General features: G+C 38.8%; 16 protein-coding genes. 5 read left to right on the forward strand and 11 right to left on the reverse strand.

Features of this window, described 5'->3' with window-relative positions:
- The first annotated feature begins 264 nt into the window (after positions 1-264).
- Complete coding sequence (locus tag M1F17_RS15935) at positions 265-1,797, forward strand: methyl-accepting chemotaxis protein (RefSeq protein WP_094961092.1); 1,533 nt, start codon at positions 265-267, stop codon at positions 1,795-1,797.
- 70 nt (positions 1,798-1,867) lie between these two features.
- On the opposite strand, the gene tsaD is transcribed toward M1F17_RS15935, so the two are convergent.
- The gene (gene tsaD, locus M1F17_RS15940; protein WP_094961091.1) at positions 1,868-2,887 is read right to left on the reverse strand and encodes a tRNA (adenosine(37)-N6)-threonylcarbamoyltransferase complex transferase subunit TsaD; all 1,020 of its coding nucleotides are present in this window, start codon (positions 2,885-2,887) and stop codon (positions 1,868-1,870) included.
- A gap of 330 nt (positions 2,888-3,217) precedes the next feature.
- Between tsaD and rpsU the strand changes: the two genes are divergently transcribed.
- From rpsU to rpoD, 3 genes are all read left to right on the forward strand, one after another.
- Positions 3,218-3,433 (forward strand): 30S ribosomal protein S21, encoded by a 216-nt coding sequence (gene rpsU, locus M1F17_RS15945; protein ID WP_001144069.1) that lies wholly within the window; start codon positions 3,218-3,220, stop codon positions 3,431-3,433.
- Between the two features lie 170 nt (positions 3,434-3,603).
- Entirely contained in the window at positions 3,604-5,349 is a 1,746-nt protein-coding gene (gene dnaG / locus M1F17_RS15950) for a DNA primase (protein ID WP_110591259.1), read from the forward strand.
- 187 nt (positions 5,350-5,536) lie between these two features.
- Complete coding sequence (gene rpoD / locus M1F17_RS15955) at positions 5,537-7,390, forward strand: RNA polymerase sigma factor RpoD (RefSeq protein ID WP_004257799.1); 1,854 nt, start codon at positions 5,537-5,539, stop codon at positions 7,388-7,390.
- Between the two features lie 70 nt (positions 7,391-7,460).
- On the opposite strand, the gene M1F17_RS15960 is transcribed toward rpoD, so the two are convergent.
- Both M1F17_RS15960 and M1F17_RS15965 read right to left on the reverse strand, forming a co-directional pair.
- Positions 7,461-7,853, reverse strand: a complete 393-nt coding sequence (locus tag M1F17_RS15960; protein ID WP_110591258.1) for a hypothetical protein — start codon at positions 7,851-7,853, stop codon at positions 7,461-7,463.
- Positions 7,854-9,185: an MFS transporter gene (locus M1F17_RS15965; RefSeq protein WP_318837060.1), complete on the reverse strand. Its 1,332-nt coding sequence runs from the start codon at positions 9,183-9,185 to the stop codon at positions 7,854-7,856.
- Positions 9,186-9,284: 99 nt separating this feature from the next.
- Here M1F17_RS15965 and M1F17_RS15970 point away from each other — a divergent pair, with 99 nt between their 5' ends.
- Positions 9,285-10,184 carry a LysR family transcriptional regulator gene (locus M1F17_RS15970; RefSeq protein WP_206277508.1) on the forward strand — a complete coding sequence of 300 codons (900 nt, stop codon included), beginning with the start codon at positions 9,285-9,287 and terminating at the stop codon, positions 10,182-10,184.
- Positions 10,185-10,296: 112 nt separating this feature from the next.
- On the opposite strand, the gene M1F17_RS15975 is transcribed toward M1F17_RS15970, so the two are convergent.
- The 8 genes from M1F17_RS15975 to M1F17_RS16010 all read right to left on the reverse strand — a co-directional run bounded on the left by M1F17_RS15975 (position 10,297) and on the right by M1F17_RS16010 (position 19,273).
- Complete coding sequence (locus M1F17_RS15975) at positions 10,297-10,596, reverse strand: HdeA/HdeB family chaperone (RefSeq protein WP_036958008.1); 300 nt, start codon at positions 10,594-10,596, stop codon at positions 10,297-10,299.
- A 232-nt stretch (positions 10,597-10,828) separates the two neighbouring features.
- On the reverse strand, positions 10,829-12,124 hold the full coding sequence (locus M1F17_RS15980; protein ID WP_112307502.1) for an MFS transporter: 1,296 nt from the start codon (positions 12,122-12,124) through the stop codon (positions 10,829-10,831).
- Between the two features lie 93 nt (positions 12,125-12,217).
- Positions 12,218-12,679: a RidA family protein gene (locus M1F17_RS15985; protein ID WP_094961087.1), complete on the reverse strand. Its 462-nt coding sequence runs from the start codon at positions 12,677-12,679 to the stop codon at positions 12,218-12,220.
- Positions 12,680-12,688: 9 nt separating this feature from the next.
- The gene (locus tag M1F17_RS15990) at positions 12,689-13,849 is read right to left on the reverse strand and encodes a M20 family metallopeptidase (RefSeq protein ID WP_004257824.1); all 1,161 of its coding nucleotides are present in this window, start codon (positions 13,847-13,849) and stop codon (positions 12,689-12,691) included.
- A 15-nt stretch (positions 13,850-13,864) separates the two neighbouring features.
- Positions 13,865-14,932: an alanine racemase gene (locus M1F17_RS15995; RefSeq protein WP_144139858.1), complete on the reverse strand. Its 1,068-nt coding sequence runs from the start codon at positions 14,930-14,932 to the stop codon at positions 13,865-13,867.
- 11 nt (positions 14,933-14,943) lie between these two features.
- Positions 14,944-15,603 (reverse strand): transcriptional regulator, encoded by a 660-nt coding sequence (locus tag M1F17_RS16000; protein WP_004257829.1) that lies wholly within the window; start codon positions 15,601-15,603, stop codon positions 14,944-14,946.
- A 284-nt stretch (positions 15,604-15,887) separates the two neighbouring features.
- Positions 15,888-16,988 (reverse strand): ABC transporter substrate-binding protein, encoded by a 1,101-nt coding sequence (locus M1F17_RS16005; RefSeq protein ID WP_004257836.1) that lies wholly within the window; start codon positions 16,986-16,988, stop codon positions 15,888-15,890.
- Positions 16,989-17,071: 83 nt separating this feature from the next.
- Positions 17,072-19,273, reverse strand: a complete 2,202-nt coding sequence (locus M1F17_RS16010) for a TonB-dependent siderophore receptor (protein WP_318837061.1) — start codon at positions 19,271-19,273, stop codon at positions 17,072-17,074.
- Positions 19,274-19,288: the final 15 nt, after the last annotated feature.

The raw sequence follows: 19,288 nt of genomic DNA on the forward strand, positions 1-19,288 counted from the left end.
TGATTTTTCCTAAGAAGAGCTGATTTCAGCTCTTTTTTTATGCTATTTGCCTTGTTTAAAATTTCCAAAAACTCCCCCAATAACAACCGTTCGATATCTCTCCTTAAAACTGTACTGATAGCAATTTGTGCTACGTTACATTTTTGCCATAACCAGCGCACACTTTTAAAAAAAAGTTAAATAATTGCAAATTTATTACTAAGGAATATTTAAAAGCTGTCGACTATATAAAAGGAAAATTAAACAATAATAATGGTATTTATAATGAGCAGAACCCCTTATATCACTCAAAACGAATATGTATTAGATGAAAATATCACCTTGATGACAACCAGCGATTTGCAAGGAAATATTGTCCACGCTAATGATTTCTTTGTACAGGTTAGTGGTTATGAATTAGATGAGTTATTAACACGTCCACACAATATTATCCGCCATCCGGATATGCCCAAGGAAGCTTTTGCCGACATGTGGGCAACACTTAAAAAAGGAGAACCTTGGACTGGTATTGTGAAAAATCGTCGCAAAAATGGCGACCATTACTGGGTTCGAGCCAATATCATTCCAATGGAACGAAAAGGGGCTATTACAGGCTATATGTCTATTCGGACACGCGCAACACGTGAAGAAATTGCTACGGTAGAACCCATCTATGACGCAATGAATGAAAATAAAAGCCAACGAAAAATTTTTAAGGGAATTGTGCTTTCTAAAAAAATGCCATTTCACTTTTCAACATATTCAACGCGTTCGCGTATCCGGCTAATCATGAGTTTGTTATTTATTCTTTGGCTCATCATGGCAAGCTTCATTCCCCAGCCAATCGCACCTCTTATGATGATGAGTGCCTGTACATTTATCACGTTACTGATCGGTAATGTGGTATTTGAAAAAATGCTAGCAGCGCCATTGGAAGACATCACCAAACAAGCACTTGGTATTGCACGAGGAAATCGACATAGCGTTAACCATATGCAGCGCACAGATGAAATTGGCTTAGTATTACGTTCTATTGGGCAACTGGGGTTAATCTGCCGCTGGTTAATCAAAGATGTCTCCGAACAAGTTGATAACGTTCGCAAAGGCAGTGAATCTTTGGTTTCTGACTGTCATGAATTAGAAACACATACTCAGAGAACCGTCGGATACATGCAACAAACCGTTGCGACAATGAACCAAATGTCCGTTTCTGTAAAAATGAATGCCGATAATACTATTCAAGTTGATCAACTTTCCAATACCACCAGCGAAACCGCAGTCAGTGGGGGCGCAATGATGGAAGCTGTTGTTGATACCATGAATGAAATTGTCAGTAGTACCAGCAAAATCAATTCCATCACTGATGTGATTAAAGACATCGCATTTCAAACTAATATACTCGCGTTAAATGCGGCGGTAGAAGCCGCGCGTGCAGGTGAACAAGGGAAAGGCTTTGCTGTGGTTGCCAATGAGGTCCGTAGCCTTGCAAGCCGCAGTGCAAGCGCAGTGAATGATATTCGCGAATTAATTAATGATTGTGAAAAGAAAGTCAATTCAGGAAAAAATCAAGTCCATACGGCAGGAGATACCATGAAGGAAATTGTTGACCAAATACAAAACGTCACTCAATTGATCACCCATATTAGCCAAGCGACCTCTGAACAAGCGGCTGGTATCGCCGACATTACCCAAGCAGTCAGTGAGCTCGAAACCATCACACAACAAAGTACATTACTGGTAGAGCAAAGCACAGAGACATCAACGATGGTAAAAGCACGCTCAAGCCGACTTGAAGATGCTGTTGTTGTTTTACATTAATATCTAATTGAATAGCAAAAGGGCTGTCATCCAGCCCTTTTTACAAAAAATATGAATTCATTAACAATGATTATTTTTCTAAGGGTGGTAATTCAGCCAAAGGCCAGCGCGGGCGAACTGTTACACCAAGCCCTGCCGTTGTTCCACCTTTAAGACGAATAAGCCCCGCTAACGCAATCATCGCACCGTTATCTGTACAAAACTCAGGGCGCGCATAAAAAACTTCACCACCGCGCTGTTTGAGAACGTCTTCCATTTTAGCTCTGAGAGCTCGATTAGCACTAACGCCGCCGGCCATCACCAAGCGTTTAAAACCAGTTTGCTCCAATGCACGTTTGCATTTAATCGCAAGCGTATCTACCACCGCATCTTCAAAGGCTCTCGCAATATCTGCACGGGTTTGGTCGTCATCCGCATTTTCACGAATAGTATTGGCTGCAAAGGTTTTTAACCCTGAGAAGCTGAAATCCAGCCCTGGTCTGTCGGTCATTGGACGAGGAAAAACAAAACGACCTGCTGTGCCTTGCTCTGCCATTCGAGATAACACAGGGCCTCCAGGGTAGTCTAAGCCTAATAATTTAGCTGTCTTATCAAACGCTTCACCTGCCGCGTCATCGATGGACTCGCCAAGTAGCTCATACTCACCAATTCCCGTCACACTGATAAGCTGGGTATGCCCACCTGAAACCAGTAACGCAACAAAAGGGAATTCAGGGCTTTTCTCTTCTAACATCGGTGCCAATAAATGGCCTTCCATATGGTGAACGGCCACGGCAGGAACATTCCATGCAAAAGCTAATGAACGCCCAACAGTTGCACCAACCATTAAAGCCCCCACCAAACCAGGGCCCGCAGTGTAAGCTACAGCGTCGATGTCTTCACTGGTTAAATTGGCTTCTTTCAACGCCGCTTGAATTAACGGCACTGTTTTACGAATATGATCACGTGAAGCCAATTCAGGCACGACACCACCATAGTCTGCATGAACTTTAATTTGGCTGTATAATTGATTGGCTAATAAGCCACGCTCATCATCATAGATTGCGATACCAGTTTCATCGCAAGAGGTTTCGATACCTAAAACACGCATTGCACTACCCTTGTTTATTGCATAACCGCAAGTCTATCACTATTTTCGTTCAATCGCGTAATTAATGTTGTCAAAAGGCTGACTTTCCTGACTGTATAGTCTATAATCAGTCCCCTGTAATAAAAAATTTCGTGTGGCTAATTCTCATTATTATCTGGTTTTGTTTGCTTTTTCATCAAATGAACTGCTAATCAGGTAATCTTGTGTGATTCAATTTTATACGGCACTTTACAAACCCGTACTCATTGAAGTAAAATTCCGCACCATTTTAAATGAAGGCTGGTGAATCAGTACCAGCAACAAACCGATTTCTATTGAGGTGAGAGGCACATGCCGGTAATTAAAGTACGTGAAAACGAGCCATTCGACGTTGCACTGCGTCGTTTCAAACGTTCCTGTGAAAAAGCAGGTGTTTTAGCTGAAGTTCGTCGTCGTGAATTCTATGAAAAACCAACGACTGAACGTAAACGCGCTAAAGCATCAGCTGTAAAGCGTCACGCTAAGAAACTGGCTCGCGAAAACGCACGCCGTACTCGTCTGTACTAATTGTTTGCGGTGAAAGCCGCATTCATTGCAGACGATAGCTAATACAAAACTTTAGTTTCTCTCGTAGTCACTCAGTTTTTGTAGTAGTAAATAGCTAAGCAGTTAAAGGCCGTGCTTTCCACAAGGAAGCGCGGCTTATTATCGTTCATCAACAGGCGAAAAAGAGGCTTATGGCTGGACGAATTCCGCGTTCATTTATCAATGACTTGTTAGCAAGAACCGACATCATTGATTTAGTCGATGCAAAAGTCCCGTTAAAAAAACAGGGTAAAAACCATCACGCTTGTTGTCCGTTCCATAATGAAAAAACGCCTTCTTTTACTGTAAATGGTGAAAGGCAATTTTATTACTGTTTTGGTTGTGGTGCGCATGGCAATGCCATCGATTTTTTGATGAATTATGACAAACTCGATTTTGTCGAAGCTATCGAAGAATTATCTGCACTACACGGCCTTGATGTCCCATATGAAAAAGGAACGGGTTCAAGCCAAATAGAACTTCATCAACGGCAAAATTTATATCAGTTGATGGAAAAAATTAATCAATTTTACTGTGCTGCCTTAAGTCATCCTTCTGCTAATAAAGCGAAAGATTATTTAAGCCAACGTGGTTTAAGCACTGAAATTATAGAGCATTTTTCGATTGGCTTCGCCCCTGCGGGCTGGGACAACTTGCTCAAAAAGTTTGCTGTAAACCCAGAAAGTCGCAAACAGCTTGATGATGCTGGCATGTTAGTGACAAATGATAATGGCCGAGTCTATGACCGCTTTAGAGAGCGTGTCATGTTCCCAATTCGGGATAGGCGCGGTCGTGTGATTGCCTTCGGTGGACGCGTATTAGGAGATGCTCTTCCTAAATACTTGAACTCCCCTGAAACCGATATTTTCCATAAAGGTCGCCAGTTATTTGGCCTTTATGAAGCAACACAAAACAGTAATGAATTATCAAAATTACTGGTAGTTGAAGGTTATATGGACGTTGTTGCACTTGCTCAGTACGATATCCGCTATGCGGTTGCTTCACTGGGTACATCAACAACCTCAGAACATATTCAGTTACTTTATCGTTCAACAGATACGGTTATTTGTTGCTATGATGGTGACCGCGCTGGCCGAGAAGCGGCATGGCGAGCACTTGAAACAGCCCTACCTTATCTGACGGACGGCCGTCAATTGCGTTTTATGTTTTTACCAGACGGCGAAGACCCTGATTCATTAGTACGTAAAGAAGGCAAAGACGCTTTTGAGCAACGCATGAAGGATGCTCAAACCCTTTCTGCTTTTTTATTTGATTCACTTGTGCCACAGGTAGATTTAAAAACGCAAGAAGGGAAAGCAAAATTTAGTAAACTGGCTATCCCTTTGATTAAGCAAATACCTGGTGAAACGCTGCGCCTTTATATGGCACAAGAGCTAGGAAATTTTATTGGTATACCGGATATTTCTCAAGTTCTTGCTATGATTGATAGAGAGAGCACAGAACAAGTTAACTATCAGGCTCCCAAATTAAAACCAACCACAATGCGAATACTTATCGCGCTGTTGGTACAGAATCCGAACTTTTCGGAGCTTGTTCCCTCATTAGAGGGAATTGCCCATATTCAAATGCCGGGGCTTTCTCTATTTCAGGAATTGGTCGATGTCTGCCGTTCCACCCCCGGAATGTCAACTGGGCAGTTGCTAGAGCGTTATCGTGATAATAAATTTGCGAAACAGCTTGAAAAACTGGCAACGTGGAACGATATAGAAATAGAGGAGATAGCGGAAAATACTTTTATAGATGCCTTAAACCATCTATTTAATAGCGCACTCGACGAACGTTTCGACTATTTGATAGCAAAAGAACGAACTGAAGGGCTGACCCCAGAAGAGCGCGAAGAAGTCCGCTTAATCACTCTTTCCAGAGTGAAAACATAATCTAACCCAAAACAGAATTAATATTTTAAACGGCTTAAGTGCCGATAAACACAAGGCAAATGCCTGTAAAATGCTACGAAAATAAAGGGCGTAGCGAATAATAAATATTCCCTTTGTATGTTCTTGTTGGCCGAATGTTTCGCCGACCGACACCAATCTAAATACTCAGAAGTGTGGATACCGTCTTATGGAGCAAAACCCGCAGTCGCAGCTTAAGCTACTCGTAACCAAGGGTAAAGAGCAAGGTTACTTAACCTATGCTGAGGTCAACGACCATCTGCCGGAAGATATCGTCGATTCAGATCAAATCGAAGATATCATTCAGATGATTAATGACATGGGCATCCAGGTCATGGAAGAAGCACCTGATGCCGATGATTTAATTTTGGCTGAAAATACTTCCGATACTGATGAAGATGCAGCAGAAGCCGCTGCACAAGTGCTGTCCAGTGTTGAAAGTGAAATCGGCCGTACAACCGATCCTGTTCGCATGTATATGCGTGAAATGGGAACCGTCGAGCTTCTCACTCGAGAAGGCGAAATCGACATTGCAAAACGTATCGAGGATGGTATTAATCAGGTTCAGTGCTCTGTTGCTGAATATCCTGAGGCTATCACTTATCTTCTTGAGCAATATGACCGTGTTGAAGCAGGAGAAAGCCGTTTATCTGATTTAATTACTGGCTTTGTTGACCCTAACGCGGAAGAAGATCTTGCACCAACAGCGACTCACGTTGGCTCTGAATTACCACAAGAAGAGCTTGATAAAGACGATGACGAAGACGAAGAAGATGAAGACGGTGATGACAGCGATAGCGATGACGATAACAGCATCGATCCTGAATTAGCACGTCAAAAATTCTCTGATCTTCGTGAGCAATATGAAAAAACGCGTCAACATATTAAACAATATGGCCGTAGTGATGCAAAAACGGCTGCCGCTATTGAGCAGCTTTCCGAAGTATTTAAAGAATTCCGTTTAGTTCCTAAGCAATTTGACTATCTGGTCAATAACATGCGTGAAATGATGGACAGAGTTCGCTTACAAGAGCGTACCATCATGAAACTATGTGTTGAGCAGTGCAAGATGCCGAAGAAAAACTTCATTACTTTATTCAGTGGTAATGAGACCAGTGAAACTTGGTTAACTGCTGCAAAAGCAATGAACAAGCCTTGGTCAGAAAAACTACTTGAAGTTGAAGAAGAAATTCTGCGTTGCCTACAAAGACTGCGTCAAATTGAAGAAGAAACGGGTCTGACTATCGAACAAGTTAAAGATATCAACCGTCGTATGTCTATCGGTGAAGCGAAAGCACGCCGTGCGAAGAAAGAGATGGTTGAAGCAAACTTACGTCTGGTAATTTCTATCGCTAAGAAATACACCAACCGTGGCTTGCAGTTCCTTGACCTGATTCAAGAAGGTAACATCGGTCTGATGAAAGCCGTTGATAAGTTTGAATATCGCCGTGGTTATAAGTTCTCAACTTATGCAACTTGGTGGATCCGTCAAGCTATCACGCGTTCAATTGCAGACCAAGCACGTACTATTCGTATCCCGGTTCACATGATTGAAACTATCAACAAACTGAACCGTATCTCTCGCCAAATGCTGCAAGAAATGGGCCGTGAGCCATCGCCAGAAGAACTGGCAGAACGCATGCTAATGCCGGAAGATAAAATTCGTAAAGTACTGAAGATTGCTAAAGAACCTATCTCTATGGAAACCCCTATCGGTGATGATGAAGATTCACATTTAGGTGATTTTATTGAAGATACAACTTTAGAGCTGCCTTTAGACTCAGCAACGTCAGAAAGCTTACGCTCTGCAACTCACGAAGTGTTAGCAGGCTTAACCGCCCGTGAAGCAAAAGTGCTACGCATGCGTTTTGGTATCGACATGAATACTGACCACACCCTTGAGGAAGTTGGTAAACAGTTTGATGTTACCCGTGAGCGTATCCGTCAGATCGAAGCGAAAGCGTTACGTAAATTACGTCACCCAAGCCGCTCAGAAGTTCTGCGCAGCTTCCTTGACGAATAATTGATTTATTTATATCTAAAAACACCTGCTCCGGCAGGTGTTTTTTTATGGTCACTAAAACCATGGAAAGCTACACTACCGGTGTTTCATGCAAATAAACCCAAACACACTTTTCGGGTTCGACCCTGATACATGCAGTCGAAATTCTTAACGACTCAATACCATTTATTTGCTGTTTTTCTTGATACTGAACCCAGCAATAGCCATTGTCTTCGCGCAATGGAATCAGATTAATACACTCTGTAGAAAATGATGTTCTAGCCCCTACATTCTGACTAAATAACTGAGTCACTGCATTTAATCCAATACAATGGCCTTGTGTGGTAACCATTTTGAAGTTGTCATCGAAGCTGGCTAATAACGGCGCCAAACTTTTATTACCACGACGCCCTGTAAAAATATCCTCAATAAGAATATGTAAATCCACCACGCTTTGCTGCGCTCTTTCCATTGTTTCACTCATTTATTTTTCCTTGAACACTGAAATTAATGAAAGTAACCCGAGTATTGATGCAATAAGAAACGTAAGTTGATAACGTAATAAATCACTCGAGAAAGTCATTAAGCTAAATATAGAAATAAATACGACTGCACCAACACTAAATGCGACTTGTCGATTAATATTCCATAACACGCTACCTTGAAGTAAATCTTTGTCTTTGAAATCCATCAACGAGCTAATTTGTGCAGTATTGGCGCTCAACCCTCCACCCATCCCCATCAATAAATAAGCAATTATCAATAAACTGAGCTGGCTGGAAGATGAGACCCAATAAAGCAGAAAAATACCAAGGCTATGTAATGTAATACCAATAATAAATAATCGTTTTTTTCCTATCTGTAAGTAAAGACGTCCACCAGTTAACATTGATATTACCGCCCCCAATGCATATAGCACCATAAATAGCCCGGTTTTTGCTGCACTGAACCCCATGTTCTCTTGTAGATTAAAAATATTGAGTAAATTAACTCCCGTAAAAATACCGGGAACAGCATAGTAAACAATAAAAGCATTACGCAGATTGCTATTTTTCAATAACTGAAAATTTAAAATAGGTTCTCGACATTTTTGGGCATATTTAAGGTAAACAATAAATACGAATACAGAAGTAAAAAAGCTCGCCAAAGCCAATAGTAAATTGTGATAATCATTATAAAAAGAAAATGATAATAATAGGCTTAACAAACTTAAACTCACCATTATTAGCCCCAAAATATCTGGCTTTTCTCTTATTTTTTTCCCATCATTTTTTATCCATATCCAAGCGAGTACTGCCGTTAGTAGTGAGAAAGGTAAATTAGAATAAAAGACCCAATGCCAAGACAAAGAATCAATAATTAGGCCGCCAATTGTAGGTGAAAATGCGGGAGCAATTAACGCGACTGTCATAATCAATGTTGATATACGCTGACGATCATTATTTGGAAATAATGCAAAAACTAACGCCTGACCTACCGGAATTAATAACCCTCCCGCAGCCCCTTGGATAAAGCGCCAAAAAATTAAGCTATATATTGAATCACTGCTTCCACTGAGCCAAGCTGCAATAGAAAAAAGTAGCATGGAATAACACAGTAATTTTTGGTTACCTAACCTACCTGCTAACCATAAGCTGATTGGCATCACCAGAACTAAACCTAAAATATAGGCATTGGCAACCCAAGCCACTTGAGATTGGCTTGCTGAAAATGATGCAGCAATGTCAGGCAATGCTATCGCTGACATAAAAATATTAATACAATCAATAAAGAAACCGAGTAAAAATACTGTGGCAATTTTGTATCGATAAGTCATGGGCTTCCTCCGGTGGCAAAGAATAGGTTTAAGTACTTTCTTTGTCGATACAAGGGAGGTAACATGATTGTTTAATAAAAAAGAACAATCTTTATCATTATGCAAAGAAACCTTAAAAAGATTATCAGTTTTCTACAGGTTGTTGATTCGGGTTCATTCACTAAAGCCGCAGATATTTTAGGGCTAAGTCGCTCTATGGTTAGTGTCGATATCAAACAATTAGAAGGTCAGCTTAATGTAAGCTTGCTAACACGAAACACGCGAAATATTGCATTAACAGAGGTAGGAAAACATTTTTATGACGACTTTAAACGTATTCAAAATCAAATAAATGAAGCATTCGAAAAAAGCCAAAATTTAGGAACGAATATTGCTGGTTTGCTACGTTTTTCATCAACGAGTGAATTTGGCCAACGTTTTATTTTGCCGCTACTCCCTGAATTTTGCCGCCTTTATCCTAAGTTAAGGTTACAATATTCATTTAACTCATCATTAGATGACCTGATCACAGAAAAACTCGATTTATCTATTCGATTAGGTAATTTAAAAAATTCATCTCTTAAAATGAAAAAACTGGGTGAATATGAGATTTACTTAGTCTCCACTCCTGAATTTCTAAAAAAATACCCAATCAAACAACTCACTGATTTAGCAAATGTCCCATGGATTAACCATGCGCTATTAAACTGGCAAGATCCTCAATATTTTTTACAGAATTCAAAAAATGAAAAATATTACTTACCTTTAATTAAAAGCCAATATGAGTCTAATTCTGCGGCCGTTATTCACCATATGGTGCTAGCCTCTTTAGGTATTGCTATCTGCCCTGCTTGGATGGTTGACGACGACTTGCAGCATGAGCGTTTAGTTCATGTGTTACCCGAATACCGTTTACCGAAACAAAATATTCAATTACTTTATCCAAATACTTTTGTTTTACCGGCTAAGACACGTGCATTTATCGATTTTTTAGTCGATAAATTAGCTGTAAATAAATAAAGATATATCGATTCAATGTTTCTAAAGTGTAGTTTCTAATCTACCACAGTATAAAAACTCATTTTTCTCATTGTTAATGGCTATTATGCCCTCCATGGCATAATAGTTAGCATTATTTCTTAGATGCTAAATAATCTTGCAGAGTGCCTTCCGGTTTTTTCTTACAAAACTCAACAATCTGAGGGACCTCAGCAACACTTTGCTCTGTTAGCGCAACATAATCTCCACCTTTAAATTGCGTTTCTTGGTTTGTTACCCATAACGCAACAGGTGCCCAGCTTTGAGGATCTAAATTAATAAATTGCTGGCAAGTCATATTCTCAGGTGTAACCGTATTTTTGTCAGCTGCCATTGAGTTAAATGAAATTGTAGATACAGCAAATAATACACTAGATATAATAACCTTTCTCATTTTAAACTCCTTTGGAAAATTAAAAACATATAATCATGTGGCTGGTTATTATTAGCATATTATTTATGAGAATTACATATTCCAATTTTGATGATTAAATTTATACTGAATTAAAAAATCGAATAACAGACAATAAAAACAATCAATTACAAACAATGACCTAATTAGAGCATCAATATAAGATTTGTTTTTTATAGAAAAGCCACTTATAAAAAGTGGCCATAAAATTTAACTATACTACTTTTACTTCCATCTCTGCAGGGTCTTTAATTGGTTCATTAACAAAGAAGAAATAAACCAATGATGCAAGGAATGCGACCGTTGCACAAACAACAAGGGCTAAGGTAAATGAATGTGTTTGGTCAATAATAATACCGGTAATAATCGGAGCAAATGACCCTCCAATAAAACCACCGAAATTTTGAATACCACTCACTGAGGTAATTAAACGAGAAGGCACTGAAACTAAAATCAATCCCCAAGCAGAAGTCCCTGCAAAGTGAATAGAAAACAAGGCCATACTAATACAAGCAACAGCTGAAAATGTGCTGTCAGTATAAGCAGCAGGTAGTGTAAATATGGCAGCAAATAATAAGCCTAAGCAAATCATCCATTTACGGCTTTTCATTTTGTCAGCACCACGTTTCACCACATAGTCTGCAACAACACCATTTACGAGCATTCCAAGCGCACCAAATAAAAAGGGTATTGCGGCAACCCAGCCAGTTTTTTCTAGACTTAAACCTCTGGAGTTTTCAAGATAAGCGGGCAACCATGTTAGATATAGCCAAACCATATAACCCACACCATTAAACCCAATAATCATTCCCCATAAAGAACGTTGTTTAAATAATGATGCCCATTCTTTGAAAGAAACTTTATTCGTTGAAGATGGTGGAGCTCCGTCATTTAAATAGTTTAATTCATCATCTGTTAATTCTAATTGTTCACGATTACGATAGAAAATAAACCAAAGTATAGACAGAATAATCCCACTAATACCGATAATAATAAACATTGTACGCCAGCCAAAAGCTAACATTAATGCAATGAGCAAAGGTGGAGCCAGCGCTTGAGCTAACGTAGAGGACATATTAACAATCCCCATAGGTAACCCTCGTTCACGAATATTATACCAATCATTAACGACTTTAACGCCTGTAGGTAAATGTGGGGCTTCACCAATACCTAAAATAACTCGCGCAATAATTAAATGGGTAAATGAAGATAATAGCCCTGTAACCGTTTGTGCTAACGACCATAAGAACAAACCAAAGCCATAAATCTTTTTAACTCCAAAGCGCTCCATTACCATACCTATAGGTAATTGGCATAACGCATAACCAAATGAAAATACTGATAACAGTAATCCCATTTGGGTTGCACTAAATCCTAATTCTTTACTTATTGTAGAGTTAGCAATAGAGAGTGATGCTCTATCTAAAAAGTTAATGATACCTGCTATCAACAAAAATGTAAGCGCAATAAGCTGCCAGCGCTTTAGTCTTTTACTCGCATGTAGTGACATAATTAAGTACCTTTAAGACGTAACAGGACCCTGCGGAATAATATTTACTCCGCAGATTTATTTTATTAATAATCTTTAGTTGTTATCTATTATTTACGACTTTAGCTTTAATATTAATTCTATTTCCACTGGCGTATCAAAAGGCAATGTATTCGTACCTATTGCTGAACGTGCATGCTTACCTTTATCACCGAGTATTTCAATTAAAAAATCTGAAGCTCCATTCATGACTTGTGGCTGGTTTTTAAAATCATCAGTGCTTTGTACAAAGCCCAATAATTTTATACATTCATCAATTTTATCTAAATCTCCTAAATAGGCTTTTAACGAGGAAAATATATTAACAATACACTGTTTTGCTGCTTCTTGGCCTTGCTCGACTGTTAATTCTTTACCTAATGTACCACTATAAATTAATACTCCATCTTTTTGACAATCATGGCCTGATGTATAAAGTAAATCACCATACTGCTTAATAGATACATATGAAAACTTTGGTGCCTCTGGTGTGGCAAGTTTAATTCCTTTTTCTTCTAATTTCTTCTCAATATTCATTCAATTTTCCTATTTATTCAGCAATGTATTTGCCATGTCATAATAAATTTCAGCCGCAAGATATAACTCTTTTATTTCAACAAACTCATCTTTAACATGAGCTTGAGCTAGTCCCCCAGGCCCCATAATAAGTGTAGGGATCTGGCTGGTAACCGAGAAAAAAGGCGCCTCACATGTCGCTTCAAATATTTCAGGTAGCGCTGTTTTTTCTGTGAAACGGCTCACTGTATCTAATGCAACTTTAGTTAATTCGTGATCCGCTGGGATATCTGAAGCGGGAATAAATAAGTAATTGTCTAAGTGATAATCTATCTCTTCACCTTTATTATATTGCGCGATAGCTTGATGTAATCTCGCTTCTATTTCTTGTTTTTCTTCCCCTGGAACGAGTCTTCTATCTATTTCAATATCACAATGCTGAGGAACAATATTCGGAGCTGTGCCACCATTAATAGTGGTTATAATCATTGAAGCACTACCTAATAGTGGATGACTAATTTCCTCAACAGAAGCGCGATGTTGTTCTATAGCAGGTAGTATTTTAGACATCTTAGAAATTGCACTATCAGGATAACGAGTTTTTGCTGCATGGCCTGCAGTGCCTTTAGTACTTAAATTATAGCGGCTAACGCCTTTATGTGCGATGCATACACCAAGAGAAGTTGGCTCACCAATAATGGCATAATCTGCAGAAATTCCATCTTTAATATAATGCAGCATGCCAAGATTAATTCTCTCCTCATCCACATTAAATACTAAAGTTAAATTACCTGAAAATGTATCTTGATTACGTTTTAATAATGTTGCCGTATACATCATTGCAGCAACACCAGATTTCATATCTGCAGCCCCTCTCCCAAAAACCTTTCCATCTTTAATCACAGGGTCGAATGGCTCGGTACTCCAACCACAGCCACAAGGCACAACATCTATATGACCGTTAAATAATAAATGTTTACCTTTTCCTGAACCTTTTAAATGTGCAATAACATTTGGACGACCAGGAGCTACCTCTTGCATTTCAACATCAATATTTTCTTGTTTAAAATAATGATATATAAATTCAGCAACTTGTTGTTCTTCCCCTGGCGGGTTTTCGGATTTATGCCGAATTAAGGCACAAAGAAGCTCTAGCAACTCATGTTGTTGCTGTTCATTTAATTTATACATTTTATTCTCCGATATTTAATATCGTGCGTCTGGTGTAATAATATGGCCTATTTCATTATTATTTAATGCATATATTTTGTTTGTTAAATTAGGAATGACACAACTGTGATTCGGTATAATATTTAATACATCACCAATATTTAATTTAATTTGTTTTGGGTCATAGCGAAGATAGCCATGTTCTTCATTTAATTTAACTAGTTTTATATTTGGGTCTTCCACTATATAACCAAAGCCTGGTTCTGCAGATTGGTCAGAAGTTAATGTTTTTGTCCCTGCATCTACTGTTGCATACCCCTCAATAGGAATACTCACAACAGTTGTTCTTATTGTTAAAGCGCAATCTTCAGGCGTATAAATACCACCATAGATAGCATTCATATCTCCAAAAATAAAGTTCCCAGCCCGTGACTCTGTAATCCCTTTTAATTCATCAGCATAGAATGAAGATAGTGTTGACCCGCCAGATGTCCGAGGCGCTGTAATACCCAATTTTTCTAACCGTTCTTGGCAAGATAATAAAAGATCTGCTTCTGCTTTTGCCGCTTTACGTATTTCAGGCTCGGTTCGGTATTGGTATATTGTTCCTGCATAAGTAAATACACCAATAATTTTCAAATTAGGTAATTTTTGTATTGCCAGTGCAAATGGCTCTAAGTCATCTAATTGAATACCTTCCCGGTGAGCACCATAATCAACAGCAATATAGACCTCAATAATTTGGTTTTCTTGCTTTGCTGCTGCTGATAATTGTTCAGCTCCTTGTAGGCTATCAATAATCGTTCTTAATTTTATTTTTTTAGCTAACTCAATAAATTGCTGACATTTTTGTTCACCAATCATTGGGTAAGCAAGCAGAATATGATCAATTCCGCCTTTCGCCATAACCGTCGCTTCTTGCAATGTGGCACATGTAATTCCTTTTGCACCACAGGCGATCTCAAATTTCGCTAATTCTACTGATTTATGTGTTTTTATATGCGGCCAGTGTTCAATACCTTGCTGTGTTAGCTTGCCTGTCATGCCTCTGACATTTTTTTCAAGTTGCTGTAAGTCTAAAGCAACGTAAGGCGTTATTGGCATAAAAACCTCTCTTATTCTTCATTATTGTCTTCCCCTTTTAATTCCGCTAAATAGGTATAAAGGGTATATTTGGAAATATTTAAAAACTCACAGATTTTCTCACCTGCTTTTTTGATTAAGAAAGCACCTCTATCATCAAAGAATTTAATTGCATCCATTTTTTCTTTTTTACCCATATTGATGACAGGGACTTTGATAACCTGCATGCATTCTTGAATAAGGTGATCTAAAATTTCATTGACGTCCGTGACAAAAACTTCCTTAACCGTATCTTGCTCAATACTATTACGTTGTGTAATACCTTGAATGGCTTTTTCTGCGGCAATAAATTCTGAGATATCTTGATTAATACAAAGCGCCCCAGAAACTTTGCCAGTTTCATCACGTAAATAAATTGAAGTTGAACGCAACATTTTCCCATCTTTGGTTTGGGTAAAATAATTGTATTTGTCGCCATCAACATCTGTCCCACGCAGTACCTCAAGCCCTAAATTACTACTTGGGTCTCCCACCTTTCGTTTCGTAACATGGCCATTAATAATTGCAACAATACTACTTTCTAACCCTTTGCTATGGTCATGTAATACCACTTCACAATTGTCGCCAAATTGGCCCGCAATTCCTTTCATAACTGCCAATAACATTTCAAAGTTGTCTTGAATAATTTTCATCTTCTACCAAACTTATTTTAAGCCTAACTAAATATTAGTTAGATAATAATGGAGACTCAATCAAGATTTGAGCAATTTGTGATCTATCTCTTGATTCTAGCTAACAAATTTTTAGTTGCCATGACTAACATAGCAATACTCCCAGTTTATAAAAAAACTGGGAGATATGATAGAACAAAGGGTTTCAGAGAGTTTATTGATAAATGGGAAGCTATGCAGAGACAAATTAGCGACCTAACTTTTTGTTAGTTTCTATTACCAACAAAAAGTTAGCAGCCCTATTTTTATAAACTCACCCAAAACACGCCAGTTTCTCGGATCTCTGTAAATTGATTTTGGAATTCGACTAAGTTTTGTTCTGGATTTAATGCGCTAAATCGTTCTGGATGCATAAATTTAGCCATAGCTTCAATGGCAAATATATTCATCGGATTGTTGTAAAAATTATGGTAAATCGCCATAACGCGCTTTTCTTTAACTGCCGTTAATGATGAGATCCCTTGTCTATCCATTAATACTGATAACTGCTTCTGCACGTTAGCTTTATTTGCATTATATCCTAAGCTTACTGCGAGCGAACGACGATTAAAGTTGTGCCAATCGGCGCCTGTCAGTAAATAATATTCTGGGTTTAATGTAATAATATTCTCAATGGAACTTTCAGCCCCTTTTGCAGGAAAGCTATCTGCAACTAGATTATTTCCACCTGCCAGGGCCGCTAAAGAACCGTAACCTGAACGACCATAAAGTTGACAACAATTATCGCTAAATAACCCTGCATTCGCTTCAATCAAAACAGTTGGAAATGGCTGAGCTAATTGGCTTTCAATCGCATCTAATTTTTCTTGATACAGTTTCGCAAACTGTTCAGCTCTTTCTTGTGTTCCTAATAATTTCCCTAATAATAAAATACTTTTCGGCGTGTTTTTCGCGATATCCATTCGAAAATCAATAAAAATAACTTGAATACCGGCGGCTTCAAGTTGCGGTAAAATTTGGCTATCACGCATCGCACCATAATTAGCCTTATGCATAATTACCACATCAGGCATTAATTCGATCAATTTTTCAACTTGAAGACCCGCTTCACGAGTTTTCTTTAAGGTTGGAATTTTGTCTAATTCAGGCAACACACTGAAATAAGCTTGTTTTAAATCTGGCGCGTACTGCGTAAGCGAATCACTCCAACCCGCAATACGAGATATCCCACTTTTACCCGCAGCAATATCCACTGGCAAAATATCACGACTATCCACCAAAAATAATTTTTCAACGGGAAGATTAACTGTGACTTCACGACCTTGTAAGTCGGTAATCACCGTTGGCGTTTTTGCCTGCCCCCAAAAGCTTAGTAAGCACAATAATCCTGTGAGAAATAATTTCATGGAAAATCTTTTACCTTAAATTTAAATAGGTTGGTATGAATAAAGCCACTGTACAGTGGCTTATCATTAGTTAAAATATCAAATTAGAAAGTCACACTGTAATTAAGGGCAAAAGTTCGGCCACGGCCTTTATAATCGTACAGGTTTGCAGCGCCATATTTAGGGCTATATAAGCTTTGTGCCCGCTGTCCCCAAATTGTGGAGTAATTTTTATCCAGCAGGTTTTCGACAGCAAAGCTAACTTTACCCACTGGTAGCATATAACTTCCTAATAAATCAACGGTATTATAACCATCGAGTTTCTTACCAGCCGCATCCGTTAAATTGAACGTTTGCTGGCTTTGTAAGCGTAGCGCCCAGTCATTCGGCTCCCAACCAATATAGGCATTCACTTTTGATGGGCTCGCGAAATCAACGCTCCATTTTTCCCAACTACCATCCACTTTAGTTTCTGATTTTTGTAGATTGAAGTTACTTCCAACACTCCAATCTGAGTCAGCAAAGAAGTAATCCACCGCACCTTCTACCCCATAGATACGGCGTTTATCGGTTTTCATATAGATGGTCATGTCATCTTTATTAATGCCATAGCTTCTATCAGACAAAGAATAATAGGTAGCAACTTGTGTGCGTAAGTTTTCCCCTGTGTAACGCCATCCTAACTCGAAAGAGTTAACCTTAATTCCTTTTACCTTGGTATCATTAATGTTAACACTTTTATTGAGATGATAGTGGCCATTGGCATCTGGGGTCTTCGCATAATCACCTGTTCCGTAATACTTAGCAATATCAGGAATTTCAAAGCCTTGAGAGAAATTAAACCATGTTTGTTGCTCTTCGGTTAAGTTAACCAGCAGCCCTGCGTTAAACAGTAAGTTGTTGTAATCCGTTTTCCCACCCGGTACTGCATCTGCTGATTTACCTTTTCCGTTAGCAATCGCTTCTTGCTGTGCATAACCAATAAAATCATCGACTTTATTTTCTGTGTACTGATAACGTACACCACCGCTTAACGTGAACATTGGCGTAATGTCATAACTACTTTGTAAAAATGTCGCCATATTCGTCGTGGTATAGCTTGGATAGCGGCCAATTTGGAAAGCTTTAGTTAAGTCCATTCCCCCGGATTCTTTCGCTTTATCTAAATCAAAAAACATTTGGTTCGCACGAAATTGCTCATGATCTGCATCCACACCATAAGTTAACGTTAATTCATCGATAGGTTGGCTATTGAACGTCAGCTTAGTTCCATAAAAATTGGTTTTTTGATCCGATGAGCTGATACTTGTAACATCTTTGCCTGTAAGGGTTGGGAAAGGATAAAACTTTTGTGATTCATCACGATAATAAACTTGTGCAACAAAATCCTGCCCAAATACATCTGCATTTGAATATTGTAAATTGAGCAAATTACGCTCAGTTCCCGGCAAACGGTCAGAACTTAATTTGCTGCTGTTATAAGCTTCACCTTGCCCTTTAACCGCGGAAAAATTTTTTCCTAAATAGAGGCCGTGTTTACCATCAGACTCACTTTTATAATGCTGATAAACAGCTTGAACCTGTTGTTTTTCATCGATTTTGATAGTACCTGACGCCATCACATCCAAACGATCAGAAAATTGCAGCCCTGTTTGGGTATTATCAATATTAATCGCATTACCTTTGCCATCATACCAACCGCCATAGCGTTGATAAGCAACAGAAACACGTCCGTGAGCGTTCTCATTACCACCACTTACTGCTGCAGCAATATTTTCATCGTGATCTTTACCACTGTTAAAGCCTGTTTTTCCACCTAATTGCAGGGAAACTTGTTTTTCTTCTTGGCCTTTTTTCGTCACAATATTAATCAAGCCACCACTGCTACCACCACCGTACATCGCCGTTGCGCCTGAAATAACTTCGATATGATTAATATTAAAAGGATCGATAGAATCTAATTGGCGGCTATCACTACGAGAAGAGTTAAGGCGTACTCCATCCACCATCACAATCATTGAACGGCCACGCATATTCATGCCATAGTTTGTCCGCCCTTGGCCACTGACACTCATTCCTGGAATAAGCTGCGCTAAAATATCTTTTAATTCTTTTCCACCTTCAGCTTGCTGCTCAATTTCAGCATTATCAATCACCCATGTGGTTTGTGCCATTTCTGAAACGGTTTTATAACCACGTGTAGCAGATACGGTTATGGACTCTTCTTTTTTATCGGCACCAAATACGGAGGGGGAAATAAAAGGGAGAAAGCAAGGGGAGATAATAAAAAAATGCTTTATTTTCATTAAATTAAACCTTTA

This window comes from Providencia sp. PROV073 (assembly GCF_033688125.1).
Taxonomy (GTDB): domain Bacteria; phylum Pseudomonadota; class Gammaproteobacteria; order Enterobacterales; family Enterobacteriaceae; genus Providencia; species Providencia hangzhouensis.

Excerpts from the sequence above, each read along its gene's own strand:
- M1F17_RS16010 (WP_318837061.1), bottom strand. The coding sequence starts at position 19,273 with ATGAAAATAAAGCATTTTTTTATTATCTCCCCTTGCTTTCTCCCTTTT.
- M1F17_RS15980 (WP_112307502.1), bottom strand. The coding sequence starts at position 12,124 with ATGTCACTACATGCGAGTAAAAGACTAAAGCGCTGGCAGCTTATTGCG.
- M1F17_RS15990 (WP_004257824.1), bottom strand. The coding sequence starts at position 13,849 with ATGTATAAATTAAATGAACAGCAACAACATGAGTTGCTAGAGCTTCTT.
- M1F17_RS15975 (WP_036958008.1), bottom strand. The coding sequence starts at position 10,596 with ATGAGAAAGGTTATTATATCTAGTGTATTATTTGCTGTATCTACAATT.
- M1F17_RS15995 (WP_144139858.1), bottom strand. The coding sequence starts at position 14,932 with ATGCCAATAACGCCTTACGTTGCTTTAGACTTACAGCAACTTGAAAAA.
- dnaG (WP_110591259.1), top strand. The coding sequence starts at position 3,604 with ATGGCTGGACGAATTCCGCGTTCATTTATCAATGACTTGTTAGCAAGA.
- rpsU (WP_001144069.1), top strand. The coding sequence starts at position 3,218 with ATGCCGGTAATTAAAGTACGTGAAAACGAGCCATTCGACGTTGCACTG.
- M1F17_RS15935 (WP_094961092.1), top strand. The coding sequence starts at position 265 with ATGAGCAGAACCCCTTATATCACTCAAAACGAATATGTATTAGATGAA.
- M1F17_RS16005 (WP_004257836.1), bottom strand. The coding sequence starts at position 16,988 with ATGAAATTATTTCTCACAGGATTATTGTGCTTACTAAGCTTTTGGGGG.
- M1F17_RS15970 (WP_206277508.1), top strand. The coding sequence starts at position 9,285 with ATGCAAAGAAACCTTAAAAAGATTATCAGTTTTCTACAGGTTGTTGAT.
- M1F17_RS16000 (WP_004257829.1), bottom strand. The coding sequence starts at position 15,603 with ATGAAAATTATTCAAGACAACTTTGAAATGTTATTGGCAGTTATGAAA.
- tsaD (WP_094961091.1), bottom strand. The coding sequence starts at position 2,887 with ATGCGTGTTTTAGGTATCGAAACCTCTTGCGATGAAACTGGTATCGCA.
- M1F17_RS15965 (WP_318837060.1), bottom strand. The coding sequence starts at position 9,185 with ATGACTTATCGATACAAAATTGCCACAGTATTTTTACTCGGTTTCTTT.
- rpoD (WP_004257799.1), top strand. The coding sequence starts at position 5,537 with ATGGAGCAAAACCCGCAGTCGCAGCTTAAGCTACTCGTAACCAAGGGT.
- M1F17_RS15985 (WP_094961087.1), bottom strand. The coding sequence starts at position 12,679 with ATGAATATTGAGAAGAAATTAGAAGAAAAAGGAATTAAACTTGCCACA.
- M1F17_RS15960 (WP_110591258.1), bottom strand. The coding sequence starts at position 7,853 with ATGAGTGAAACAATGGAAAGAGCGCAGCAAAGCGTGGTGGATTTACAT.